General features: G+C 69.0%; 25 protein-coding genes and 1 tRNA gene. 12 read left to right on the plus strand and 14 right to left on the minus strand.

Annotated features, from left to right (window positions below; genetic code table 11):
- Positions 1 to 110 precede the first annotated feature (110 nt).
- The 3 genes from CAP40_RS01845 to putA all read right to left on the minus strand — a co-directional run bounded on the left by CAP40_RS01845 (position 111) and on the right by putA (position 5,574).
- Positions 111 to 917 (minus strand): undecaprenyl-diphosphate phosphatase, encoded by an 807-nt coding sequence (locus tag CAP40_RS01845; RefSeq protein ID WP_086127648.1) that lies wholly within the window; start codon positions 915 to 917, stop codon positions 111 to 113.
- Positions 918 to 958: 41 nt separating this feature from the next.
- Complete coding sequence (locus CAP40_RS01850; protein WP_086127649.1) at positions 959 to 1,879, minus strand: NAD-dependent epimerase/dehydratase family protein; 921 nt, start codon at positions 1,877 to 1,879, stop codon at positions 959 to 961.
- Between the two features lie 107 nt (positions 1,880 to 1,986).
- Positions 1,987 to 5,574 (minus strand): trifunctional transcriptional regulator/proline dehydrogenase/L-glutamate gamma-semialdehyde dehydrogenase, encoded by a 3,588-nt coding sequence (gene putA, locus CAP40_RS01855; RefSeq protein ID WP_086127650.1) that lies wholly within the window; start codon positions 5,572 to 5,574, stop codon positions 1,987 to 1,989.
- A gap of 98 nt (positions 5,575 to 5,672) precedes the next feature.
- Between putA and CAP40_RS01860 the strand changes: the two genes are divergently transcribed.
- On the plus strand, positions 5,673 to 6,134 hold the full coding sequence (locus CAP40_RS01860; RefSeq protein ID WP_086127651.1) for an Lrp/AsnC family transcriptional regulator: 462 nt from the start codon (positions 5,673 to 5,675) through the stop codon (positions 6,132 to 6,134).
- Positions 6,135 to 6,146: 12 nt separating this feature from the next.
- Here the strand turns inward: CAP40_RS01860 and CAP40_RS01865 are convergent, their stop codons facing one another.
- The gene (locus CAP40_RS01865) at positions 6,147 to 7,316 is read right to left on the minus strand and encodes a phosphatidylserine/phosphatidylglycerophosphate/cardiolipin synthase family protein (protein WP_086127652.1); all 1,170 of its coding nucleotides are present in this window, start codon (positions 7,314 to 7,316) and stop codon (positions 6,147 to 6,149) included.
- Between the two features lie 208 nt (positions 7,317 to 7,524).
- On the opposite strand from CAP40_RS01865, the gene rpoZ reads away from it, so the two are divergent.
- Both rpoZ and CAP40_RS01875 read left to right on the plus strand, forming a co-directional pair.
- Positions 7,525 to 7,869 (plus strand): DNA-directed RNA polymerase subunit omega, encoded by a 345-nt coding sequence (gene rpoZ, locus CAP40_RS01870; RefSeq protein ID WP_086127653.1) that lies wholly within the window; start codon positions 7,525 to 7,527, stop codon positions 7,867 to 7,869.
- A gap of 143 nt (positions 7,870 to 8,012) precedes the next feature.
- Entirely contained in the window at positions 8,013 to 8,423 is a 411-nt protein-coding gene (locus tag CAP40_RS01875) for a hypothetical protein (RefSeq protein ID WP_144034201.1), read from the plus strand.
- 15 nt (positions 8,424 to 8,438) lie between these two features.
- On the opposite strand, the gene CAP40_RS01880 is transcribed toward CAP40_RS01875, so the two are convergent.
- Together CAP40_RS01880 and CAP40_RS01885 are read right to left on the minus strand one after the other, a co-directional pair.
- Positions 8,439 to 9,122, minus strand: coding sequence for an RlmE family RNA methyltransferase (locus CAP40_RS01880; protein WP_086127655.1), 684 nt, complete (start codon positions 9,120 to 9,122; stop codon positions 8,439 to 8,441).
- The gene (locus CAP40_RS01885; protein WP_373384846.1) at positions 9,119 to 10,150 is read right to left on the minus strand and encodes a Ppx/GppA phosphatase family protein; all 1,032 of its coding nucleotides are present in this window, start codon (positions 10,148 to 10,150) and stop codon (positions 9,119 to 9,121) included. The genes CAP40_RS01880 and CAP40_RS01885 overlap by 4 nt, the downstream gene beginning before the upstream one ends.
- A 179-nt stretch (positions 10,151 to 10,329) precedes the next feature.
- On the opposite strand from CAP40_RS01885, the gene CAP40_RS01890 reads away from it, so the two are divergent.
- Positions 10,330 to 10,403: transfer RNA gene (locus tag CAP40_RS01890), tRNA-Gln, on the plus strand.
- Positions 10,404 to 10,516: 113 nt separating this feature from the next.
- Here CAP40_RS01890 and CAP40_RS20865 read toward each other — a convergent pair.
- The 6 genes from CAP40_RS20865 to CAP40_RS01920 all read right to left on the minus strand — a co-directional run bounded on the left by CAP40_RS20865 (position 10,517) and on the right by CAP40_RS01920 (position 14,640).
- Positions 10,517 to 11,116 carry an RcnB family protein gene (locus tag CAP40_RS20865; RefSeq protein WP_086127657.1) on the minus strand — a complete coding sequence of 200 codons (600 nt, stop codon included), beginning with the start codon at positions 11,114 to 11,116 and terminating at the stop codon, positions 10,517 to 10,519.
- A gap of 87 nt (positions 11,117 to 11,203) precedes the next feature.
- Positions 11,204 to 12,268: a pyrimidine utilization protein A gene (gene rutA / locus CAP40_RS01900; protein WP_086127658.1), complete on the minus strand. Its 1,065-nt coding sequence runs from the start codon at positions 12,266 to 12,268 to the stop codon at positions 11,204 to 11,206.
- A 3-nt stretch (positions 12,269 to 12,271) separates the two neighbouring features.
- Positions 12,272 to 13,054 carry a pyrimidine utilization protein D gene (gene rutD / locus CAP40_RS01905; protein WP_086127659.1) on the minus strand — a complete coding sequence of 261 codons (783 nt, stop codon included), beginning with the start codon at positions 13,052 to 13,054 and terminating at the stop codon, positions 12,272 to 12,274.
- Positions 13,054 to 13,437, minus strand: a complete 384-nt coding sequence (locus CAP40_RS01910; protein WP_086127660.1) for a Rid family hydrolase — start codon at positions 13,435 to 13,437, stop codon at positions 13,054 to 13,056. The genes rutD and CAP40_RS01910 overlap by 1 nt, the downstream gene beginning before the upstream one ends.
- A gap of 4 nt (positions 13,438 to 13,441) precedes the next feature.
- Positions 13,442 to 14,170 carry a pyrimidine utilization protein B gene (gene rutB, locus CAP40_RS01915; RefSeq protein ID WP_086127661.1) on the minus strand — a complete coding sequence of 243 codons (729 nt, stop codon included), beginning with the start codon at positions 14,168 to 14,170 and terminating at the stop codon, positions 13,442 to 13,444.
- Entirely contained in the window at positions 14,167 to 14,640 is a 474-nt protein-coding gene (locus tag CAP40_RS01920; RefSeq protein WP_275916530.1) for a TlpA disulfide reductase family protein, read from the minus strand. Before CAP40_RS01920 ends, rutB begins: the two co-directional genes overlap by 4 nt.
- A gap of 109 nt (positions 14,641 to 14,749) precedes the next feature.
- On the opposite strand from CAP40_RS01920, the gene argH reads away from it, so the two are divergent.
- From argH to CAP40_RS01945, 5 genes are read left to right on the plus strand one after another with little or no spacing between them, the layout of a single operon-like run.
- A complete protein-coding gene (gene argH / locus CAP40_RS01925; protein WP_086127663.1) occupies positions 14,750 to 16,129 on the plus strand; it encodes an argininosuccinate lyase in 1,380 nt (459 codons plus the stop codon).
- A complete protein-coding gene (locus tag CAP40_RS01930) occupies positions 16,126 to 16,374 on the plus strand; it encodes a hypothetical protein (protein WP_086127664.1) in 249 nt (82 codons plus the stop codon). Before argH ends, CAP40_RS01930 begins: the two co-directional genes overlap by 4 nt.
- Before the next feature lie 19 nt (positions 16,375 to 16,393).
- A complete protein-coding gene (gene lysA / locus CAP40_RS01935; protein WP_086127665.1) occupies positions 16,394 to 17,656 on the plus strand; it encodes a diaminopimelate decarboxylase in 1,263 nt (420 codons plus the stop codon).
- A complete protein-coding gene (locus tag CAP40_RS01940; RefSeq protein WP_179187849.1) occupies positions 17,653 to 18,384 on the plus strand; it encodes a bifunctional precorrin-2 dehydrogenase/sirohydrochlorin ferrochelatase in 732 nt (243 codons plus the stop codon). Before lysA ends, CAP40_RS01940 begins: the two co-directional genes overlap by 4 nt.
- Positions 18,381 to 19,334 carry a CorA family divalent cation transporter gene (locus tag CAP40_RS01945; protein WP_086127666.1) on the plus strand — a complete coding sequence of 318 codons (954 nt, stop codon included), beginning with the start codon at positions 18,381 to 18,383 and terminating at the stop codon, positions 19,332 to 19,334. Before CAP40_RS01940 ends, CAP40_RS01945 begins: the two co-directional genes overlap by 4 nt.
- A gap of 7 nt (positions 19,335 to 19,341) precedes the next feature.
- Here the strand turns inward: CAP40_RS01945 and CAP40_RS01950 are convergent, their stop codons facing one another.
- Positions 19,342 to 19,890 carry a PleD family two-component system response regulator gene (locus CAP40_RS01950; protein WP_086127667.1) on the minus strand — a complete coding sequence of 183 codons (549 nt, stop codon included), beginning with the start codon at positions 19,888 to 19,890 and terminating at the stop codon, positions 19,342 to 19,344.
- A 139-nt stretch (positions 19,891 to 20,029) separates the two neighbouring features.
- A complete protein-coding gene (locus CAP40_RS01955; RefSeq protein WP_086127668.1) occupies positions 20,030 to 20,575 on the minus strand; it encodes an NADPH-dependent FMN reductase in 546 nt (181 codons plus the stop codon).
- A gap of 98 nt (positions 20,576 to 20,673) precedes the next feature.
- Between CAP40_RS01955 and CAP40_RS01960 the strand changes: the two genes are divergently transcribed.
- The 3 genes from CAP40_RS01960 (at position 20,674) to CAP40_RS01970 (ending at position 23,458) form a co-directional block, all read left to right on the plus strand.
- Positions 20,674 to 21,753, plus strand: a complete 1,080-nt coding sequence (locus tag CAP40_RS01960) for a CaiB/BaiF CoA-transferase family protein (protein ID WP_086128401.1) — start codon at positions 20,674 to 20,676, stop codon at positions 21,751 to 21,753.
- Between the two features lie 194 nt (positions 21,754 to 21,947).
- Positions 21,948 to 22,484 carry a TetR/AcrR family transcriptional regulator gene (locus CAP40_RS01965; RefSeq protein WP_256923974.1) on the plus strand — a complete coding sequence of 179 codons (537 nt, stop codon included), beginning with the start codon at positions 21,948 to 21,950 and terminating at the stop codon, positions 22,482 to 22,484.
- Between the two features lie 53 nt (positions 22,485 to 22,537).
- Entirely contained in the window at positions 22,538 to 23,458 is a 921-nt protein-coding gene (locus tag CAP40_RS01970; RefSeq protein ID WP_086127670.1) for an oxidoreductase, read from the plus strand.
- The last annotated feature ends 47 nt before the right edge of the window (positions 23,459 to 23,505 follow it).

The raw sequence follows: 23,505 nt of genomic DNA on the forward strand, positions 1-23,505 counted from the left end.
CGCCGCAAGCGAGTCGATAAAAGTCAGCAAAGCTGACCTATATTGGGTTTTTCTGCCTCGGTGGCGCGAATTTGAAATATTCTTACGCCATTTTATGGCCGATCCGGACCTTATCGCATCGAGAGCCAGACGATCGCCCCGATGCCGGCGACGATTCGGTACCAGGCAAAGGGCGCGAAGCCATGTTTCGAGACGATGCCGACGAACCATTTGATGACGACGATCGCGACGATGAAGGCCGTGACGAAGCCGATGGCGATCTCGTCCCATCCCACCCGGGCCGAGGCGATCGCGTCGTGATTCTTGAGCAGCTCGAGCGTGGTGGCGCCCAGCATCGTGGGGATGGCGAGGAAGAAGCTGAACTCGGCGGCGGTGCGCCGCTCCACGCCCAGGGTGAGCGCGCCCATGATCGTCGCCCCCGAACGGCTGACGCCCGGGATCATCGCGAGGCACTGGATGAAACCGATGCCGATCACGCGGACCAGCGGGATCTCCGCGATGCCGTGGATCGTCGCGGACTTCACCAGCCGCTCGATCACCAGGATCGCGATGCCGCCGATCACCAGCGCCCAGGCGACCACCATCGGCTCGCCGAGCAGCACTTCGATCTTCGAATGGAGCGCGAGGCCGATCACCGCGGCGGGGACGAAGGCGACGAGCAGGTTGCGGGTGAAGCGCCATGAGACCGGGTTCATCCGGAGGAGGCCGGAGGCCACCGCCCAGAAGGTCCGCCAGTAGAGCACCACCACCGCCAGGATGGCGCCGAGCTGGATGACGACATTGAACATCGCCCAGGTGGCGGCGTCATAGCCGAGCAGCTCGGAAGCGAGGATCAGATGGCCGGTCGAGGAGACCGGCAGGAATTCGGTGATCCCCTCGACAATGCCGAGGAGGATCGCAACCAGGGTTTCGCTCATGCTTGGCTATGCTCCGATGCGCCGGCGGCGCGGAAAGGCGTTCAGGCGGCCAGCCTGGCGAAGCGGCCGTTGCGGCGATAGCGGACCAGCCAGGTCGATGCGACGCTGGCCAGCGGCGTCGGCACGATGCCGAGCGCCGCGAGGCCCGGCGCATCGCCTGCGACATTGTCCGCCAGCAGCATGCGCCACTGGTCGCGCGTGATCGGCGTGCCGGGCAACATTGCGAGCAGCGCGCCGAGCGGATCGGGCAGCTCGGCAAAGGCCGGCTTGTGGCCGGTCGCGCCGGCGAGCCAGTGGAGCAGCTCGGCCATGGTCAGCGTATCGGGCCCGCCCAGCGCATAGGTTCCGCCCGCGGACTGTTCCGGCGCGGCGAGCACCGCGGCCACCGCCCGGGCGACGTCAACGACATAGACCGGCTGGAAACGCACGCCGGCACGCAGCACCGGCACCACCGGCCCCATGCCGAGCATCGCGGCGAACCGGTTGGTGAACTGGTCCTCGCGCCCGAAGACGAAGGAAGGTCGCAGGATCACGGCTTCGGGGAAGGCCTGCCGCACCGCGGCCTCGCCCGCCGCCTTGGAGCGGCCATAGGCGGACGCCGAATCCCCCTCGGCGCCGAGCGCGGAGAAATGGACGAGCGAGCCGACGCCGGCCGCCTTGGCCGCGGCGGCGACGGTGCGCGCACCGGCAGCGTTGACGCCGTCGAAATCGCCCTTGAGCACGCCCGCAAGGTTCACCACCGCATCGGCGCCGGCGACCGCGGCGGCGATCGTCTCGGGCCGCGTCACGTCGGCGGCGACGAACTGGGTCTGGCCCAGGCCGCCCAGCGGCTTGAGGAACCAGGCATCGCGCGGCCGGCGCTGGGCGATTCGCAGGCGCGCGCCGGCGGCGAGCAGTTCCTGCGCGACATAGCGGCCGACGAAACCGCCGCCGCCGATCAGCACTATGAGTTTGTCCTTCATGCCCTTGGTCCTGGAACTGAAACCTGCCTGCCGGCCGAGCCTCACCCCATGCCGCGCGGCGGACGGAGAGGCAAGCGCCGGATGGCCCGGCCCCGGGCGCGACCGGATCAGCCGATGGTCATCAGGCTGGCATTGCCCCCGGCGGCGGTGGTGTTGATCGAGATCGACACTTCCTCGAGCAGCAGTTCGATCGGATAGCCGGATTCGCCCGTGGCGAGCAGCGGGACGATCGGGCCGTCCAGCGCCGCCAGTTCCCGGGCCACCGGCAGGACGTCCCCTTCGACCAGCGCCGCGGCAAGGGGCTCCGCCGCATCCGGCGCGAAGGCCGCGGCGACTCGGGGCGGCAGGCCATGGGGCAGCGCCATCCCGTCGAGCCTGCCCTTGTTGCCCGTCGCCAGCACCGCGGCCATCTGGTCGTACAGGCCGGCCGCCGTCACGGGGCGCATCAGGATGCGGCCGCGCGGATGGAGTGCATAGAGGTTGCGCTCGCCCACCGGCCCCGGCAGCTCGCGCTCGAAGCCCAGCGCCGAGGCCGCGCCATAGCGCCGCGCCGCATCGGCGGCCCGCACTTCGCCCTGGGCGTCGAGCCAGGTGGCGAACTCGGCCAGCGGGGTCCCGGCCGATCCCATGGGCGCGATCGCAGCCGGCGCCGCGCCCACCAGCCGCCCGAGATAGAGCGGCCCGCCCGCCTTGGGGCCGGTGCCCGAAAGCCCACACCCGCCAAAGGGCTGCACCCCGACGATCGCACCGATCACGTTGCGGTTCACATAGAGATTGCCCGCCTTCACGCGCGCGGTCACTTCAGCGACCGTTTCGTCGAGCCGGGTGTGCAGGCCGAAGGTGAGGCCATAGCCGGTGGCGTTGATCGCATCGATCAGCGCCGGGAGATCGTCGCGGCGATAGCGCAGCACATGGAGCACCGGGCCGAACACCTCGCGCTCGACATCGGCGATCGCGTCGATCTCGATGATCGTCGGCGGCACGAAGGTGCCATGCCCGGTCGCGGCCGGCAGGTCCTGCTGCTCGATGCGGTGGCCGCGCGCGCGCATCGTCGCGACATGGCGCTCGATGATGTCGCGCGCCTCGGCGGTGATCACCGGGCCGGTATCGACGTTGAGCGCGTCGGTGCGGCCGATGCGCAGCTCCCTGAGCGCGCCCTTGAGCATCGCCAGCGTGCGGTCGGCGACTTCCTCCTGCAGGCACAGGATCCGGAGCGCCGAACAGCGCTGGCCCGCGCTGTCGAACGCCGAGGCGATGACGTCGGCGACGACCTGCTCGGCAAGCGCGGAGGAATCGACGATCATCGCATTCTGCCCGCCCGTCTCGGCGACCAAAGGGATCGGCCGGCCGGACGGGGACAGGCGCGTGGCCAGCTGGCGCTGGATCAGGCGGGCCACTTCGGTGGAGCCGGTGAACATCACCCCCGCGGTCTCGCCCGCGCCGACCAGCGCCGCGCCGATCGCGCCGTCGCCGGGAACGAGCTGGAGCGCGTCGGCGGGGACGCCCGCCGCATGGAGCAGCGCCACCGCCTGCGCGGCGATCAGCGGGGTTTCCTCCGCCGGCTTGGCGAGCACCGGATTGCCCGCCACCAGCGCCGCCGCCACCTGGCCCGTGAAGATCGCCAGCGGGAAATTCCACGGGCTGATGCAGACGATCGCACCGAGCGGCAGCTGGGCGGCGCCGAAGGTCGCACGCGCGTGCGCCGCATAATAGCGAAGAAAATCAATCGCTTCGCGCACCTCCGCAATGGCATTGGGCAGCGACTTGCCCGCCTCGCGCACGATCAGGCCGAGCAGCACCGGCATCCGTGCCTGCATCGCGTCGGCGGCGCGCTCGAGCATCGCCGCGCGCTCGGCGACCGGCACGGTGCTCCAGCCGGAAGCCGCGGCGCGCGCGACGGCGGCGGCCGCCGCCCCAGGCGCGCTCTCGACGACCTCGCCGACCTCGTCACGATTATCCGCGGGATTCAATATCTTGCGTAGCACTCCCTGCCCATCGGCCGGGGCCGCCCGCCACGCGATCGTCGCGCTGTCCTGGAGCGCCTGGCTCAGCTCCGCGAGCGCGGTTTCGTCGCTCAGATCGATGCCGTTCGAATTGCGGCGGTCCGGATAGAGCGTCGCGGGGAGCGCGATCCTGTCGTGATGCGCGCCCGGATCGGGCATCGCGCGCACCGTCTCGACGGGGTCCGCGACCAGCTCCGAAACGGGAATTTCGGAATCCGCGATGCGATTCACGAAGGAGGAGTTGGCGCCATTCTCCAGCAAACGGCGCACGAGATAGGCCAGAAGCGTCTCGTGCGTGCCGACCGGCGCATAGATGCGGCACGGGCGGTCCAGCTTCGCCGCGCCCACCACCTGCTCGTAGAGCGGCTCGCCCATGCCGTGCAGGCACTGGAACTCATATTGGCCCAGCTCGAAGTCCGGCCCGGCGAGCCGGTAGATCGTCGCCAGCGTCTGGGCATTGTGGGTGGCGAATTGCGGGAAGACCCGGTCGCCCGCCGCGAGCAGCTTCCGAGCGCAGGCGATGTACGCCACATCGGTATGCGGCTTGCGGGTATAGACCGGGAAATCGCGCAGCCCGTCGACCTGGGCGCGCTTGATCTCCGCGTCCCAATAGGCGCCCTTGACCAGCCGGACCATGATCCGCCGCGCGGCCCGCCCGGCAAGGTCGATGATCCAGTCGATCACGAAGGGGCAGCGCTTGCCATAGGCCTGGACGACGAAGCCCAGCCCGTCCCAGCCGGCCAGATCGGGATCCAGCGCCAGGCTCTCCAGCAGGTCGAGCGAGATCTCCAGCCGGTCGGCTTCCTCGGCATCGATGTTGAGTCCGATGTCATAGCGCCGCGCCAGCACCGCCAGCGTCTTCACCCGGGGAAGCAGCTCGCCCATCACCCGGTCGGCCTGGGCGCGGCCGTAGCGCGGATGGAGCGCCGAAAGCTTGATCGAGATGCCCGGTCCCGCATAGACGCCGCGCCCGTTCGAGGCCGCGCCGATCGCATGGATCGCATTCTCGTAATCGCGATAATAGCGCTCGGCATCCGCCGCGGTCGTCGCCGCCTCGCCGAGCATGTCGTAGCTGTAGCGGAAGCCCTTGGCCTCTTCGTGGCGCGCGCGCTTGAGCGCCTCGGCGATCGTCTCGCCGGTGACGAACTGCTCGCCCATCATCCGCATCGCCAGATCGATCGCGCGGCGGATCACCGGCTCGCCGGCACGCGCGACGAGGCGCATCAGCGCGGCGCCCAGCCCGCGATCGTCGACGCTGTCGACCAGCTTGCCCGTCACCACCAGCGCCCAGGTCGCCGCATTGACGAACAGCGACTTGCCGCCGAGATGCGCCCGCCAGTCGCCATCGGCGATCTTGTCGCGGATCAGCGCGTCGCGCGTGGCATCGTCGGGGATGCGGAGCAGCGCCTCGGCCAGGCACATCAGCGCCACGCCCTCCTCGCTCGACAGCGCATATTCCTGCACCAGCGATTCGACCGCGCCGCCGCGGCGCCGCGCGCGCAGGCCGGTGACCAGCCCGGTCGCCGTCTCGCGGATCGCGGCACGGGTGGTGGCGTCGAGCGTCGCCGCCTCCAGCAGCGGCGCCACCGCCGCGCGCTCGTCCAGGCGATAGGCGGCGGTGATCGCCCGGCGGAGCGGAGTCGGCTCGCGGACGGGTGGAGCGAAGGCGGCGAAGGGCGCTGGCTGGGTCATCCCGCCATGATACGCCGCTTGCGCAGGTCGATCAGACTTTTGAGAGACGAATCACAGGCGGAATCGCCATTTTTATGGCCGTCTGCTAGGCCGGATGCATGAAGAAGCCCCCCATGACAGTCGAATTGGACGAGTTCGACCGCAAGATCGTCGCCGCGCTGGCCGCGGACGGCCGGATGACGGTGACCGAACTGGCCAGGCAGGTGGGGCTTTCCAAGACCCCGGCCCAGGTGCGGCTCAAGCGGCTGACCGAAGCCGGCGTGATCCGCGGCTTTCGCGCGATCGTCGATCCCGCACGGCTGGGCCTCGACCATATCGCCTTCACCGAAGTGAAGCTGGCCGACACGCGCGAGAAGGCGCTGCAGGAGTTCAACGCGGCGGTGCGGCGCATCCCCGAGGTGGAGGAATGCCATATGCTCGCGAGCAATTTCGACTATCTGCTGAAGGTGCGCACCGCCGACATCCGCCGCTACCGGATCGTGCTGGGCGAGAAGATATCGAGCCTGCCCCATGTCGCCAGCACCTCGACCTATGTCGCGATGGAGACGATCAAGGATTGACCTTGGCAAGGACTAGCCCTGCGGCCGCGTCCCGCGCGGGCCGAAGTTGAGCCGGCGGGTGACGTTGTAGTCGAGCACCGCCATCACGAAATAGGCCGCCGCCTGCTTGATCCGCGTCCAGGGGCCCGTGCGCGCCTTGTAGAGTTCGGGCGTGATCCGCTCCGAACAGGCCACTTCGCCGTCGACAAAGGCGCGGACATAGGCGGCGAAGGCGGGATCCTCGACGCGGAACATCAGCTCGAGATTGAGGAACATCGAGCGGATGTCGAAATTGGCCGAGCCGATGTTCACCACGTCGTCGAGCAGGAACAGCTTCGCGTGGAGCTTGGTCGGCTGATATTCGTAGATCTGCACCCGCTTGCGGAGCAGCCCGGCATAGGTGAAGCGCGCCGCCCAGATCGCGGCGCCATGATCGAGCCTGGACGGCAATATCAGCCGCACCCGCCCACGCAGGCCGGCCCGGTCGAGCCGGCGGAGCATCGCCGGATTGGGCGCGAAATAGGCGGCCATGATGTCGATCGACTGCGCCCGCTCCATGTCGCGCTTCACTTCGCGCGCCCAGGGGGAGAGCCGGCGCATCGGGCCGCCGAGCAGCCAGCGCGTGGCGCCCTCGGGCTCGCTCCACGCGCGCAGCGTCTTCGCCAGCCTGCGCAGGCTGCCGCGCGGCCGCCGGGCCCAGTTCGACAGCGCATCATAATAGCCGACCAGGCGGCCCGCCGCCGGACCTTCGATCAGCAGTCCCAGATCCCGCCAGGCAGCCTGTTCGATCGTGCCGAAATAACTGTCCTCTATGTTGAATCCACCGATGATCACCCGCGCCTCGTCGGCGAGCGCGAGCTTCTGATGGTTCCGCAGCAGATAGCGCCGGCCCCAGCGCGGCACGAAGCGGCAGACGTCGACGCCGGCGGCATGGAGCGGATCGAAGAAGCCATGGCTCTGGGCATGCTCGCTGCCCAGCCCGTCCACGATCAGGCTGACCTTCACGCCGCGCGCCGCCGCGTCGAGCAGCGCCTGGCGCACCGCGGCGCCGGCCGCATCGTCGACATAGATATAGTAGAGCACCCGGAGCGTCCGCTCGGCGCGGCGCATCAGGTCGAGCAGTGCCTCCAGCCGCTCGGGCCCGTCGGGCAGCAGCGTCAGCCGGTTGCCGTCGACGGTGTAGCTCGGCTGGGTCAAGCGCATCGCCGGGTGATGCGGGACCATGGGCACGGGGGCAAGGGGGGCGAGCGCTTCCAAGGGGACTCCGCGGGCATCGTTGCGATGGCGTTCCCAACGCGCCGCGCGCGATTCGGTTCGCCGCGCGGGCGCAAGGCCCATTTTCTTGACTTTTCCACAGCCGGACCCTAAGTCGCCGCCTTTCCCGGACACTCCGTTTTTCAAGGAAGCGTAGATGGCGCGCGTCACTGTCGAAGATTGCGTCGACAAGGTTCCCAACCGTTTCGATCTCGTGCTGTTCGCGGCGCAGCGCGCCCGCCAGATCTCGGGCGGCGCCGATCTGACTCTCGATCGCGACCGCGACAAGAACCCGGTCGTCGCGCTGCGCGAGATCGCGGAAGAGACGATTCGCCCGACTCACCTCGAGGAAGCGGTGGTCTCGAGCCTGCAGCGCGTGCAGATCGACGACGAGGAAGCGCCGGACGAAGTCGGCTCGATCGCGGCTTCGGCCGAGGCGCTGCGCCTCACCGCCGCCGCCCCGCCGCGCAACCAGAATCTGGGCGGCGACTACGACGGCTGAGCCGGCGATCCGCTGAACAAGCAAAAGGGCTCCGGAAGCGATTCCGGGGCCCTTTTGCTTTGGCCGAATGCCATCGGATCGGTGCCGACCCCTAGCGGCCGCCCGGGATACGGCTAAACTGGGCGCGTATCGGGGAGGCTCGCATGCTATTTGCCCTGTCGCTCCTGCTCGTCGCGACGATATCGCCACAAACCCGTGCCCCTGTTCTTGCAGTGCAGGATGTGCCTGCACGCGATCCGCTACTCGACCTCTATGCCGAAACCTATGCCAGGGGCCTCCTTGCCTTCAGCGCCGTTCCCGCCGCCTATCGCGGCGGCCCCGCGGCGCCCGAATATGTGCAGATGGAAAAGCGCCTCAACGCGCGACGCGATCGGGCGCGGTCGATACTCGTCACCCGATTCGGCGCTGCAGCGATAGAGCAGATCGAAGCGGATGCAGAAGAAGAGATCGGCAATGTCTACTTCACTGACCAGGCAGCCGCCTCTGAACAGGCCCGCGATCGATACCCGGCCATTCTGAGGAAGCTCGAGCGCAGCGTCGCCAGGCTGCGATAAGCTGCTGGCCCGGGCCTATTCCCTCTCGTCCACCTTCGCCCGCCCCTTGAAGCCCTGCGCTACGACGAACCATTCCACCGAGCCCTTGCGGCTCGACGGCGGCTTGGCGTGCTTCACCGTGGCGAAGTTGCGCTTCATCTCCGCCACCAGCGTCGAATCGGCACCGCCGGCGAACACCTTGGCGACGAAATCGCCGCCGGGCTCGAGCACCTGGATCGCGAAGTCGAGCGCGGTCTCGACCAGGCCCATGGTGCGCAGCGCATCGGTCTGCGGATGGCCGACGGTGTTGGCCGCCATGTCCGACACGATCAGATCGGGCGCGCCGCCCAGTTCCTCGATCAGCCGGTCGGGGGCGGCATCGTCCATGAAGTCCATCTGCAGGATCACCGCGCCCTCGATCGGATCGACGGGCAGCAGGTCGATGCCGACAACCGGCGCCTTGGGCAGCCGGCGGCGGACCACCTGGGTCCAGCCGCCCGGCGCGATGCCGAGGTCGACCACGCGCTTCTTGCCCTTCAGAAAGCCGAATTTCTCGTCGAGCTCGATCAGCTTATAGGCCGCGCGGCTGCGATAGCCCTCGGCCTTGGCGCGCTTGACGTACGGATCGTTGAGCTGGCGTTCGAGCCAGCGCGTCGACTGGGCCGTGCGCTTTCGCGCCGTCAGCACGCGGGTATGGCCGCGTCCGCCGCCTCTGCTCACAAGATTCTCCCGTTGATCAGGCGGCGCAATATGCCCTCGCGGATGCCGCGATCGGCGATGCCCAGCCGTTCGGCCGGCCATAGATCGAGAATCGTCTCGAGGATAGCGCAGCCGGCGACGACGAGATCGGCCCGCTCCGAGCCGATGCACGGCACCTGGCTGCGCTCGGCCATGCTCATCCCTGCGATCCGCTGGCTCACTTCGCGCATCGCCGGGGCGGGGACGATCAGCCCGTCGACCACCGACCGGTCATAGGCCGCCAGGCCCAGATGCACGCTGGCGAGCGTGGTGACCGTGCCCGAGGTGCCGAGCAGCCGCCGTGTGCCGCGCGGGGTGCGCAGGCGCGTGGCGAAGGGAGCGAAGCTCTCGGCCACGCGGGCGCGCATGTTCGCATAGAGCGCGGCGCGTTCCTCGGCCGTGGCGGCAACGCCAGACGCCTCGGTGAGCGAGACCACGCCCCAGCGCGCACTGTGCCAGTCGAGGATACGGGGCACTTCGCCGCGCGAATCGACCAGCACCAGCTCGGTCGAGCCGCCGCCGATGTCGAACACCAGCGCCGGGCCGTCGCCGGGCTCGAGCAGCGCGTGGCAGCCCAGCACGGCGAGCCGGGCCTCTTCCTCGGCAGTGATGATGTCGAGCGCGATGCCGGTCTCGCGATAGACCCGCTCGATGAACTCGGCCCCGTTCGAGGCCTGGCGGCACGCCTCGGTCGCCACCGAGCGGGCGAGGATCACGTGGCGGCGCTTCAGCTTGTCGGCGCAGATCCGCAGTGCCGCGATGGTGCGCTCGATCGCGGCGTCCGAGAGCCGGCCGCTGCCGGCCAGGCCCTCGCCGAGGCGAACGATGCGCGAGAACGCGTCGACCACCGCGAAGCCCGAACCCTGTGGGCGCGCGATCAACAGCCGGCAGTTGTTGGTGCCGAGGTCCAGTGCCGCATAGTGGCGCGCGTCGCCCGGCCGGCCGCGCATCGGCCGCTCCATGGGCGGCGGGGCTCTCCGGATTTTTCCGGAACCACGGCCGCGGGGCATATTGGCGGTGCCATCCCCCATCGTATCACTCGCTTATGTTCTGTTCCGTCACGGCTTTTCGCCGCCGGTGCTTGAAAGCGAGGCTAGCGGAGACCGGGGTCGGGGGCAAGGCAGGGCCCGTTGACAGCGTCGCGCGGCCGCCCTATTGCGCCCCGCCTGCCGGCCGTGATGCCGCGTGATGCCCCGTCGTCTAAAGGTAAGACCACGGACTCTGACTCCGTTAATTGAGGTTCGAATCCTCACGGGGCATCCACTTCTCCCTCGGATCGACAACCCCGCCACGGGTGCGCGCGTCGACGCGCGCGGCCCTGGTTCCCGGGAAAAGCGGAAAGGACGCGATCCGGGTGCGGACCGCGCCCTCCGCGATCAGTAGAAGGCGCCGTAGATCACGTCGACCACGCGGCGGGTCCGCACGTTCACCAGCAGCAGGTCCGGCCCGTAGCGCACCCAGCGATAGCCCGGAGGCGGCGCACCCAGGCCGAGATCGTACCAGCCGTCATAATAATAATTGTTCGACAGGAAGAGCAGCGGCAGCAGCCCGCCGATCGACCAGCGCTGATAATGATATCCGCGCGGATAGACGAAGGGCGGCCGGTGGATCGGGCGGAAATTGGGCGGACGGCCGATGCCGGGGCGATGCGGCGGGCGCGCGACCGGGGGCCGCGGCACGGGCGGGCGGGCGATCGGCGGACGCGGTGCCGGCGGGCGCGTGCCCGGGCGTCCGGGCTGCGACGGACCGGGCCCGGGCGGACGGATGCCGGGCTGGCCCGGATTGGGGCGCCCCGGACCGCCGGGGCCGCCCGAAGGCGGGCGCATGCCCGGCTGGCCCGGGCGCTCGCCCGGACGACCGCCCTGGCGATCGCCATGGCGGTCACCCTGCCGATCATCGGGGCGTTGCTGCTGCGCTTCGGCGAGCGGCGGTGCGAGGAGAATCGCCAGTGCGGCGAGGGAAGTCAGCTTCTTCATGCTTTCTCTCCGGCTTTGAGGGAAGTCAGATCCCCGTTGGCCCGACACCGAAACGATCGAGCATCGGAAAGGCTGCGCCCTTCCGGCTCAGCGCCCGGCGCGGCTCCGCATCAGCGGCTGGATGCGCGTGCCGAAATTCTCGACGCCCTCCAGGAAATCGTCGAACGTCAGCAATACGCCGCCGGTGTTCGGCACTTCCGCCATCTCGTCGAGCATGCGTGCGACGCTCGCATAGCTGCCCACCAGCGTGCCCATGTTGATGTTGACCGCCCCCTCGGGCGCGGCGAGCTGGCGGACATTGGTGGTGGGGTTGTTCTTGTCGGCCGCGCCCTGGTCCATCAGCCAGCGGATCGCGTCGATGTCGACGCCGTCATTATACGCCTTCCACTTGGCCATGGCCGCTTCGTCGGTCTCGTCGGCGATGACCATGACGAGCACGAACACCTTCACGTCGCGCCCGGTCTTCGCGGTGGCGGCGGCGAGCCGCTCGTTGTTGAAGGCGAAGGCGGTGGGCGTGTTGACCCCCTTGCCGAGGCAGAAGGCATAGTCCGCCCACCTGGCCGAGAAGGCGAGCCCCTCGTCCGACGAGCCCGCGCAGATGATCTTCATCTCGCCCTGGGGCGTGGGGCGGACGAGGCAGTCGTCCATCTGGTAATAGGTGCCCTTCAGGTCGCTGCGGCCGGTCTCCCACAGCTCGCGCAGGATCTGGGCGTATTCGCCCAGCATCTGGTAGCGGTTGCGGAAATGCTCGTCGCCCGGCCACAGCCCCATCTGGCTGTATTCGGGGCGCTGCCAGCCGGTGATCAGGTTGAGCCCGAAGCGGCCATGGCTGATCGAATCGATCGTGTTGCACATGCGCGCGGCAAAGGCCGGCGGGATGACCAGCGTGGGGCAAGTGGCGTAGATCTTGATCTTCTCGGTGACGGCGGCGAGGCCGGCCATCAGCGTGAAGCTCTCCAGCCCATATTCCCAGAACTCGGTCTTGCCGCCAAAGCCGCGCAGCTTGATCATCGAGAGCAGGAAATCGAGGCCATGCTTCTCGGCCCGCAGCGCGATCTCCTTGTTGAGATCGAACGACGGCATGTACTGGGGCGCGTTCTCGCTGATCAGCCAGCCATTGTTGTTGATGGGAACGAAGACGCCGACTTCCATGATTTAGCTCCCCAGAAATGCGAGCACCCGGGCCTCGAAGCCCGGAGGATCGGTCACGTTGCAGGCGTGTCCTCCCCAAGGCATCCGGACAAGTTGCGCCCGTGGAATGACTTGCGCAAGCGCCTGCGAACAGCCGGGCGGGACGAGCGCGTCGTCGTCGCTGGCGAGCAGCAGCACGGGCATGTCGAGCCGCGCCGACTCCAGCCGGTCGACCAGGTCGAAGCGCAGCGCCGCGAGGATGCGCGCCTCCACCATCTCGGCGGGGAAGCCGGCGACGTGATGGACCGCCTCTTCCTCCAGCCGCGCGTGATTGTCCGAGATCCACCCCGGCGGGAACAGGAAGATCGGCTGGGCATCGACATATTTGCCCGGGCCATAGGCGCGCAGCAGCGCCAGCCGGGCGTCGAAGCAGCGCGCGGTATAGCGATCGAGCCGGCCCCAGCCATTGACCACCACCAGCCTGTCGACCCGCTCCGGCGTGTCGATCGCCATGCTCAGGCCGCCCATGCCCCCGATCGCATGGCCGAGGATCGCGGCCCGCTCGATACCGAGTGCATCCATCAGCAGGCGGATATCGTCGCCGATGCTCTCGATGCGCGGCGTCACCGTGCGGTCCGAGCGGCCGGTGCCGCGATGATCGTAGAGGATGAGGCGGAAGCGCTCGGCGAGCGCGGGCAGGTTGGGCAGCCAGTATCTGCCCGATCCGCCCATGCCGGCCGACAGGATCAGCGGCGGCGCGCCTGCCGGGCCATGTTCCTCGTAATAAAGGCCCCCCGCCTCCGCCATCAGCCGATATGCGCCACCGAGGCGATCTCGACCAGGCAATCGGGCTTCACCAGATCGGCCCGGATGCAGTAGCGCGCCGGCTTGGCCCCCGGGAAATATTCGGCATAGATCTGGTTGAAGACGGGATAGTCGGCAAAGTCCTTCAGGAAGATATGGTTCATCGCCACGTCCTCCAGCCTTGCCCCCGCCGCTTCCAGCGTGGTCCGGATCACGTCCAGCACGTGCCGCGTCTGGCCCGCCACGTCGCCGACATGGAGCACCACGCCGCCTTCGCCCAGCGCCAGCACGCCCGAGACATAGACCGTGTCGCCCGCCTTCGCGCCGGCCGAATAGGGCGCGATCGGCGTGGGGAATTGCGGCGGATTGATCGGCTCGAACGACATTGGCTCACTCCCTGGGCAATTGGCCGAAGCTGCCGCAGAAGTCGGCGGTGGTCGAGACCCAGCCGAAGAACTTCTCGACATTGTAGACCGTGGCTTCCTGCATCATCGGCGGCCCCAGATGATGGGTCGCATCCTCGAGCATCACCCCGAAATATTCGAGATGGAAGCCGTCGCGCAGCGTGCTCTCGACGCAGACATTGGTGGCGATGCCGACGAAGACGATGTTGCGGATGCCCCGCGCGCGCAGCGTCGAATCGAGCTGCGAGTTGAAGAAGGCGCTGTAGCGCGTCTTGTGGAGGCGGATGTCGCCGGGCCTCGGGGCGAGCGCATCGACCAGTTCGTAATCCCAGCCACCGCGCGCCAGCAGCTTGCCCTGGAGCTCGGGCCGCGCGCGCATCGTCTTCAGCGCGTTGGACTTGTGCCAGTTGGGCGAGCCGGGGCCGCCGGCCTCGACATAATCGGCGTCCCAGCCATTCTGCAGATAGATCACCGGCATGCCGGCGGCGCGCGCCGTATCGAGCACTGCGGCGATCTTGCCGATCGTCCCGGCCGAACCCGAAATGTCGAACCCCGCCTGGTCGACATAGCCGCCGGGCGAGGCATAGGCGTTCTGCATGTCGATCACGACGATCGCGGTCTCGTCGGCGCTGACCCGGATCGGCTCGGGCCGGGCGGGAAGCGTGACGATGCGCGGGCCGGAAAGGTCGCGGCCGACGCTGACCTCGCCGCTCATCGCGCTTCCGCCAGCAGCGCGGCGGCCCTGGCGCCGCCCCAGTCCATCTCGCCCGCCACGCGCCACACCTCCTTGCCGGCCGAATCATAGAGGATCGTGGTCGGCAGGTTCGCCCCCATCCCCAGGCTGAAGGCGGCGTCGGTATCGGTCCAGGGCTTCAGATGCCTGAACCCGGCCTTGGCGAAATAGGGATCGACCGCTTCGCGGCCCTTGAAGTCCTGGCTCAGCGTGATCACCGCCAGCGCATCGCCTCTTTGCCCGGCCAGCGCATCCAGCGTCGGCATCTCGGCACGGCAGGGGATGCACCATGTCGCCCAGAGGTTGAGCAGCACCGGCTTGCCCCTGAAGGCGGCGAGACTGGTCTTCTTGCCCGCCGGATCGGCGAAGGCCGTGCCCGGCGCGGCCTCGCCCTTGTGGCTGCGGTCGACCTTGCCCTTGTCCGCCGCAGCAGCGCCATTGGCCGCCGGCATAGTTTCGTTTGCTTGCTGCGCGGGGCCGGAGCGCTTATCGCACCCCGCGATCGCCAGCGTGGCCAGAAGGAGAAGAGAGATCGCCGAGCGCAAGGACAGCTCCAATGCCATGTGGGGCGGGCGCTTCGCCGAAGGCCCGTCCGCGGTGATGCGCGAGATTAACGCATCCATCCCCTTCGACAAGCGGATGTGGCGCCAGGACCTGCGCGGCAGCCAGGCGCATGTGGCGATGCTGGGCGCGCAGGGCATCGTCGCGGCGGAGGACGCAGCGGCGATCCATGCCGGCCTGGGCGAAGTCGCCGCCGATTTCGAGGCCGAGGGCGTGCCCGAGGACCTGGCGCTCGAAGACATTCACATGCTCGCCGAATCGCGGCTGGCGGCGAAGATCGGCCCGACCGCCGGGCGCCTCCACACCGCCCGCTCGCGCAACGACCAGGTGGCGACCGATTTCCGCCTCTGGGTGCGCGACGCGGTCGACCAGGCCGAAGCGGCACTGGGCGCGCTCCAGGACGCGCTGCTCGCCCGTGCCGAGGAACATGCCGACAGCGTGATGCCCGGCTTCACCCATCTCCAGGTCGCCCAGCCGGTGACGCTCGGTCATCACCTGATGGCCTATTTCGAGATGTTCGCGCGCGACCGCGGCCGCCTGAGGGATGCCCGCGCGCGCCTGAACCTCTGCCCGCTCGGCTCGGCGGCGCTGGCCGGCACCGGCTTCAATCTCGACCGCGAGGCGACGGCGAAGGCGCTGGGCTTTGACGGGCCGACGCGCAACTCGCTCGATTCGGTATCGGACCGCGACTTCGCGATCGAATATCTCACCGCCGCCGCGCAGACCGCGCTCCACCTCAGCCGCCTGGCCGAGGAATTCGTGATCTGGGCGAGCCAGCCCTTCGGCTTCGTCTCGCTGTCCGACCAATGGTCGACCGGCAGCTCGATCATGCCGCAAAAGCGCAACCCCGACGCGGCCGAGCTGGTGCGCGGGCATTCGGGCCGGATCACCGGCGCGCTGGTGTCCCTCATGATCACGATGAAGGGCCTGCCGCTCGCCTATTCCAAGGACATGCAGGACGACAAGCCGCCGGTGTTCGAGGCGCACGACCTATTGGGGCTCAGCATCGCGGCGATGACCGGCATGGTGGAGAGCGCGACCTTCCGGCTCGACCGGATGCGCGCCGCCGCCGAGGCCGGCTTCTCCACCGCCACCGACCTGGCCGACTGGCTGGTGCGCGAGGGCGGCATCCCGTTCCGCGAGGCGCACCACATCACCGGGCGGGCCGTGGCCAGGGCGGAAGGCGAGGGCATACGTCTCGATCAGCTATCGATCACCCAACTCAAGGAAATCGACACGCGCATCGATGAACGCGTATATGGCGTTCTCAGCGTCGATGCTTCGGTGTCGAGCCGGACGAGCTTTGGCGGCACTTCGCCCGGGCGCGTGCGGGAAGCGATCGCAGCGGCGAGGAAGCGCCGCCAGGAGGAAGAGCGATGAAGCGACTGGTGGTGCTGACGATCGCGTGCACGGGCGGGCTCGCCCTGGCGAGCTGCGGCGCGCGCGAAGCGCTCAAACCCGTGGCGGCGGCCTCGCTCCCTCCCGCGCCTTATGGCGCGCGAGCGACGCCGTCGCCGGGCGATCTCCTCAATCCGCCGACGCAGACGCGCCCCGCGCGTAGCGACGATCTCATCCAAAGCTCGGACCAGCGGCGCAGCGACACCTTCGATCTGCCGCCGCGCTAAGCCCACAGAAAGTCTTTCAGTGTCCCATTTCGAAGTGATCGGCGGTGCGCTGCACGCCGAGAATGTCCCGCTCGCGCGCATCGCCGAGCAGGTCGGCACCCCCGTCTATGTCTATTCGACCGAGGCGTTCCGCGAAGCCGCCCGCGCCTTCCGCAAGGGGCTGGAGCCGGTCGGCCGGCATCATGTCGCCTTCGCGGTGAAGGCCAATCCGAACCTCGCCGTGCTCCGCCTGCTCGCCAATGAGGGCTTCGGCGCCGATGTCGTCTCGGGCGGCGAGCTGTCGCGCGCGCTGGCCGCCGGCATCCCGGCGCACGACGTGGTGTTCTCCGGCGTCGGCAAGACTCGCAAGGAACTGCACCAGGCGCTCGACGCCGGGATCGGCCAGTTCAACCTCGAGCTGGAGGAAGAAGGCGTCGTCCTGGCCGAGATCGCGCGCGCCAAGGGGATGACCGCCCCGGCCGCCCTGCGCGTCAATCCGGACGTGGATGCCGGCACGCACGAGAAGATCTCCACCGGCAAGGCGGAGAACAAGTTCGGCCTGCCGATCGACCAGGCGCCGGCGATCTTCGACCGGCTGGCGAAGCTGGAGGGCATCGACCTGCGCGGCGTGGCGGTGCACATCGGCAGCCAGCTGCTCAGCCTCGACCCGCTCGAGGCCGCATTCGAGCGGGTCGGCCGGCTCGTCGCCGAGCTGCGCGCCGCGGGGCACAGGATCACCCATGTCGACCTGGGCGGCGGGCTGGGCGTCGCCTACAAGCCCGGCGACGTGCCGCCGACTTCGGCCGCGTTCGGCGAGATGGTCGCGCGCGTGACCAGGGACTGGGACGTCGAGCTGATGTTCGAGCCGGGCCGCCACATCTCGGCCAATGCCGGCGTACTGCTCACCGAAGTGCTGTGGGTGAAGCCGGGCGTGACCAATCCCTGGGTGGTGGTCGACGCCGCGATGAACGACCTGGCGCGCGTCGCGCTCTACGATGCCTGGCACGGCTTCGCCTCGGTCACGCCGAACGGCGAGACGATGGTGGCGAACGTCGCCGGCCCGGTGTGCGAGAGCAGCGACGTGTTTCTCAAGAATCGCGAGATCGACCGGGTCGGGAACGGCGACCTGGCGGTGCTGCAGAGCGCCGGCGCCTATGGCGCGACCATGGCCAGCACCTATAACAGCCGGGCACTGGTGCCCGAAGTGCTCGTCTCGGGCGATCGCTTCGAGGTGGTCGCGGGCCGGATCACGGCCGAGACGATCATGGGCGCGGAACAGATACCGGACTGGCTGGAACAATGACGCTGAGCGCCCTGCCGATCTTCGTGAAGCTGGCGGGGCGGCCAGTCATGCTGATCGGCACGGGCGAGGCGGCGGAAGCCAAGCGCCGGCTGCTCGCGCGCGCCGGCGCGGCGATCGTCGGCGAGGAAGCTCCCGCCGCGCTCGCCATCGTCGCCACGGACGATCCCGAACCCGTCGTCGCCCGCCTGCGCGCGCGCGGCGTGCTGGTGAACACCGTCGACCGCCCGGACCTGTGCGACTTCACCCTGCCCGCGATCGTGGAACGCGATCCGGTGCTGGTGGCGATAGGCACGGGCGGGGTGTCGGCCGGGCTGGCGGCGGCGCTGCGCCAGAAGCTCGAGACCGAGCTGCCCGCCGATCTGGGCGATACCGCGCGGGCGCTCCACGCTGCCCGGCCCGAACTGCGCGCGCGCTTCCCCGACATGGCCGATCGCCGCCGCGCCATCGCCGCCGCGCTGGCGGAAGGGCTTGGCGGCGACGTGGTGGCGCGGCTGCGCGCACCGGAAGCCGCGCGGCTGCTGCGCTTCACGCTGCACAGCGCCGATCCGGACGATCTGACGCTCCGGCAGGCGCGCGCGCTTGCACAGGCCGAGCGCGTGTACCACCTTCCCGCCGTGCCGACCGCCATTCTCGACCGCGCCCGCGCCGATGCCCCGCGCATCGCCCTCACGGCACCGCCCGAAGCGCCGGGACCCGGCCTGTCGATATGGCTGGAGATCACCGGATGAGCGGCTTCGCCTATATCGTCCGCGACGGGAAGGTGGCGCAGCCGATCCTCAAGGACGCGCTCGGCCGGGATGCCAGCCTCAGCTGGATCCACCTCAACACCAATGACGAGCGCGCCCAGCTCTGGCTGGGCGGCGAGGCCAAGCTGGCCCAGCCGGTGATCGACGCGCTGACCGCGATGGAGACGCGGCCGCGCTGCGACCTGTTCGGCCCGGCGGCGCTGGTCAATCTGCGCGGCATGTCGTCCGAGGCGCTCGGCGACTCCGATCCGCTCGCCTCGATCCGCATGTACGCGCATGGCGGCTGCGTCTTCTCGGTCTCGCGCAAGCAGCTCAATGCGATCCAGCCGGTGCGCAAGCAGGTGGAGGACGGCAAGATCCTCGACCCCGGCGACCTGATCGCCGCGATCGCCCAGGCGATCACCGAGGAGCTCGACCCGATGGTCGCCGAGCTGGGCGATTCGCTGGACGATTGCGAGGAGCATATCTCGCAGCACCGCGCCTTCGACCTGCGCCGGCTGGTCAACGAGACGCGGGTGAAGGCGATCGGGCTGCGCCGCTTCCTCTATCCGCAGCGCGCGGCGCTGGAGAAGCTCGCCGGGCTGCCGGTCGAATGGCTGGCCGATGACGACCGGCTCCACCTCGCCGCCGCCGCCGATCGCGCCGCGCGCATGGCCGAGGAGCTGGAGAGCATCCGCGAGCGCGCCGCGCTCACCCACGAGACGCTTACCGACCTGCGCGCCGAGCTGATCGACCAGCGCTCGCTGGTGATCGCGGTGGCGGCGATGGTGTTCCTGCCGCTGACCTTCATCACCGGGCTCTATGGCATGAACGTCGAGGGACTGTGGTTCGCGCGGGAGCCCTGGGCGTTCGATGCGATCGCGATCCTCTGCCTGGCGGTCGCCTTCGTGATCACCGCCTATTTCGTCGGGCGGCACTGGTTCGAGCGCTGAGCCGCGCTCAGGCGCGCTGGCGGCGCTCCAGCTCGACCCGGGCCATGGCGAGCTCGCCGCGCACTTCGCCCAGCTCGATCGCCCGCGCGGCGATGCGCGCGTCGAGCGCGAGGTTGGAGCGCTTCAGCTCCTCCATCCGGTCGGAGCGCGACAGGGTGCGCTCGATCCGCGCGGCCAGCTCCTCGAACGGATAGGGGCCCGCCAGATAGTCGTCGGCGCCGGCCTGCAGCGCCTCCACGGCGGCGCCCGGCTCGTCATGGCTGGTGAGCATGATCACCGGCAGGTCGGCCGTGTCGCGCGTGCCGCGGATCTCGTGCAGCACGTGGAGCCCGGGCACTTCCGGCATCACCCGGTCGAGCAGCACCAGATCGAAACCGCGTGCCGAGATCAGCTCGAGCGCCTGCGATCCGCGATCGGCGAGCACGACGAGATAGCCGAGCTGGCCCAGGCGATGCGCGAGGACATGGAGATTGGTCCGGCTGTCGTCGACCGCCAGGATGGTGCGCGTGGCGCGTCGGCGGTTGCCGATGCCGTCCTGTGCCGAAGCCTCGTCCATGCCTCCATTCTAGAAAGCAAGCCTCACGAAAGCGTTAAATGCCGGGCAACCCAAGGCCCGGACCGGACCAAGGTCTTGATTTCGCTCGCCGTCCTCGTCTTGGTGGCGCGGGAGCCGCCCCGTCGGACCAGCCGCGGGCCTAGCCGGCGCGGCGCTCCAGGAAGGTGAAGATCTGGCCCACCATCACTTCCATCGGACCGTTGCACTTGTCCACCGCGTCGCCCGGCTCGGCGGTGTTGATCGCCAGGCCCATCGGCGTCGGCCAGCCGCGCAGCGCATGGGTGATGGTGCGCAGCGCCTGCAGCGTCGAGACCGCCGCCTGCCAGCCCGCGGCGGTGGCGATCAGCCCCACCGGCAAGCCGTCGAGATAGGGGCGCGCGTCCTTGCTCAGCGCCTCGACATAGTCGAGCGCGGTCTTGACCAGCCCGGAGAGCGTGCCGTGATAGCCGGGCGAGCCGACGATCACCGCATCGGCGGTGCGCAGCGCCTCCAGATAGCGGCCCACCGCCTCGTTCCCCGCGACATTGCCCGGCTCGTAATGCGGGAAGGCGATCGCCTCGCCGGTGAGCAAGGTGGTGCGGGCGCCGCGCGCCGCGGCCATTTCGAGCGTTGCCGCGAGCAGCCGCCCGGTGGCGGATTCGGGCCGCAGGGTGCCGCCGAGCGCGACGATGTGAGGTGCCGACATGGCCTTCCCGCTAACCTAAAGCCGGGGCGAGCGCCAGTGCGTGGACCTGAGGTGCGGGCAAGGGCTATGGATCGGCGGAATCACCTGTGGGGGACATGATGGTTGCAGCTACGCACGGGCCCCTGGCGGGCGTGCGCATCGTCGAGCTCGACATGCCGGGCGCCGTGCTGTTCGCGGGCATGCTGCTCGCCGACCTGGGCTGCGACGTGGTGCGGATCCGCCGGCCGGGAAGCGAGGCGGGCACGGTGGCGGCGAACCTCTATCGCGGTCGCTCGCAGATATCGCTCGACCTGAGCCAGGCGGCCGGGCGCGAACAGGCGCTGGCGCTGATCGCGCAGGCGGACGGCGTAATCGAAGGCTATCGCCCCGGCGTCGCCGAGCAGGTGGGGCTCGATCCGGCCCGCTGCCTCGCGCTCAATCCGCGCCTCGTCTATGCCCGCGCCAGCGGCTGGGGGCGCGAAGGACCGCTCGCCGGCACGCCGGGCAACGACATCAACCATCTGGCGCTGTCGGGCGCGCTGCACGCCATCGGCCCCGCCGCCGCGCCGGTGCCTCCGCTCAACCTGATCGGCGAATATGCCGGCGGATCGCTGTTCCTCGCGCTCGGCCTGGTCTCCGCCATCCTCGCCGCCCAGGCGACCGGCCGCGGCCAGGTGATCGAAGCGGCGCAGGTGGACGGCGCCGCTTCGATGATGTCGCTCTATTATGCGCTCCACGCCTCGGGCCGCTGGGCCGATGCCCGGGCGGCGAACATGGTCGACGGGGGCGCGCCCTATTATCGCTGCTATGCCTGTGCCGATGGGCGGCACGTGGCGGTGGGCGCGCTCGAGCCGCATGGCTTTCGCGCGCTTTGCGAGGGGCTCGGCATCGCGCCGGACGGGTTCGACCAATATGACCGCGCCTGCTGGCCGGCGCTCACCGAGGCGCTCGCCGCCGCCTTCGCCTCGCGCGGGCGCGACGAATGGGCGGCGCTGTTCGAAGCGGGAGATGGCTGCGTGACGCCCGTGCTCTCGCTCACCGAGGCCCCGCTCCATCCGCACAATCGCGCGCGCGGAACCTTCGCCGTGCGGGACGGGGCGATGCAGCCGATGCCGGCGCCGCGCTTCTCGGCCACGCCGGCCGAAGCCGCGCCGCCGGTGGACGAAACCGTGGCCGACATCCTTGCCCGCTGGTCCTGAGCGCGGGGCGCGGATGCCAGTTCCTGCGCGAGCGAGGAAGCCTTCCCGCTGCCGGTCTGCCGCGCCGGTGGACGGATGTCCTGACCGACATATTGACAAAACATGCCTTCGCCCCTTATAAATGAGTGATTGCACGCTCATTTGATGACCCGAAGATGGCCCGACCCCTTAGCGAAGAGAAACGCGACGCCCTGTTGACCGCCGCCGCCGAACTGGTTGCGGCACTGGGTACGGCTGCATCGACGGCCAAGATCGCCAAGGCCGCCGGGGTCTCGGAAGGGACGCTGTTCACCTATTTCCCGACGAAGGACGACCTGCTGAACGCGTTGTTCGTCGAGATCGAAACCAATCTCGCCGAAACGGTGCTCGCGCCCTATCCGGCCAGCGTCGATGCACGCGAACGCCTGCGGCTCATCTGGTGCCGGGTGGTGGAATGGGGGCTTGCCAAGCCAACCTGGCGCAAGGCGATGCGCCAGCTCAAGGTCTCCGAGCACGTGACGGATGCGAGCCGCCGACGCTGCGAGGCAAGATTCCGCGAACTCCGGGAAATGGTCGAGGAAATCCTCTCCGGGCACGCCGACCCCGGTTTTGCGGCTTTCTACATCGACACCGCGCTGATTGGCCTTGCCGACATGGTAATCGACGCGATCGCCGCGAGCCCGAAGGACCATGAGATCATCAGCGAGGCTGGTTTCACGCTGTTCTGGAACGGAACGGCCGGGACCGCCTGATTTTTTTGCAGCAATAATGAGTATGTACATACTCAATTCAGAAGGATCGCATCATGACGAAATCCAGAGGCTTCACCGAAGCCGATGTTCCCGACCAGTCGGGCAAATGCTTCATCGTCACCGGAGCCAATACCGGAATCGGCTTTGAAGCCGCGCATGTGCTTGCCGCACGCGGCGCGCGCGTGCTGCTCGCCTGCCGCGACCGGGACAAGGCCAAGGCCGCCATGGCCCGGATCAGGACGGCGATACCGCGGGCCGATCTCGTCTTCCTGCCGCTCGATCTCGGCGATCTTGACAGCATCCGTCACGCGGCCGGCCTGGCCACCGCCGAGCCGCGTATCGACGCCCTGGTAAACAATGCCGGGGTGATGAACCCGCCGCTGATGCGGACGAAGCAGGGCTTCGAGCTTCAGTTCGGTGTGAACCATCTCGGCACGTTCGCGCTCACCTCGCTGCTTCTGCCCAAGCTCGCCGAGACGCAGGGCGCGCGCATAGTGACCACCTCCAGCCTTGCGCACAGGGGAGCGCAAATCGACTGGGACGACCTCAACGCCGAGCGCAGCTACTCCCGGGTGGGCCGCTACGGCGCCAGCAAGCTCGCGAACGCGCTCTTCTTCTACGAGCTGGATCGCCGCCTGCGCGCGTCCGGTTCGACCATCCTTTCCGTCGGCTGCCATCCCGGCATAGCTTCGACCGATCTCGCTCGTCACCTGTGGCCGGTGCAGGTCCTGATCCGCGTCACGGGCATGGTTCTCAACAATGCCGCCATGGGTGCATGGCCGACATTGCAGGCGGCGACGGGGCCGGTCCAACCCGGCGGCTATTATGGGCCGATCGGCTTTCGGGGCACCAGAGGCGTCTCGGGCGAAGCAGCCCGATCGGACGAAGCGCAAGACCCGGTTCTTGCGAAGCGTCTCTGGGATGCGTCCGTCGCGATGACCGGCATCGATCCCGGGCTTGTGCCGGCATCGTAGCAGCAGGCGGACGACGGACAGACCGCGCCGAGCGTTCGCGACAGGTG

The organism is Sphingomonas sp. IBVSS2 (genome assembly GCF_002127225.1).
In the GTDB taxonomy this organism is placed as follows: Bacteria; Pseudomonadota; Alphaproteobacteria; order Sphingomonadales; family Sphingomonadaceae; genus Sphingomonas.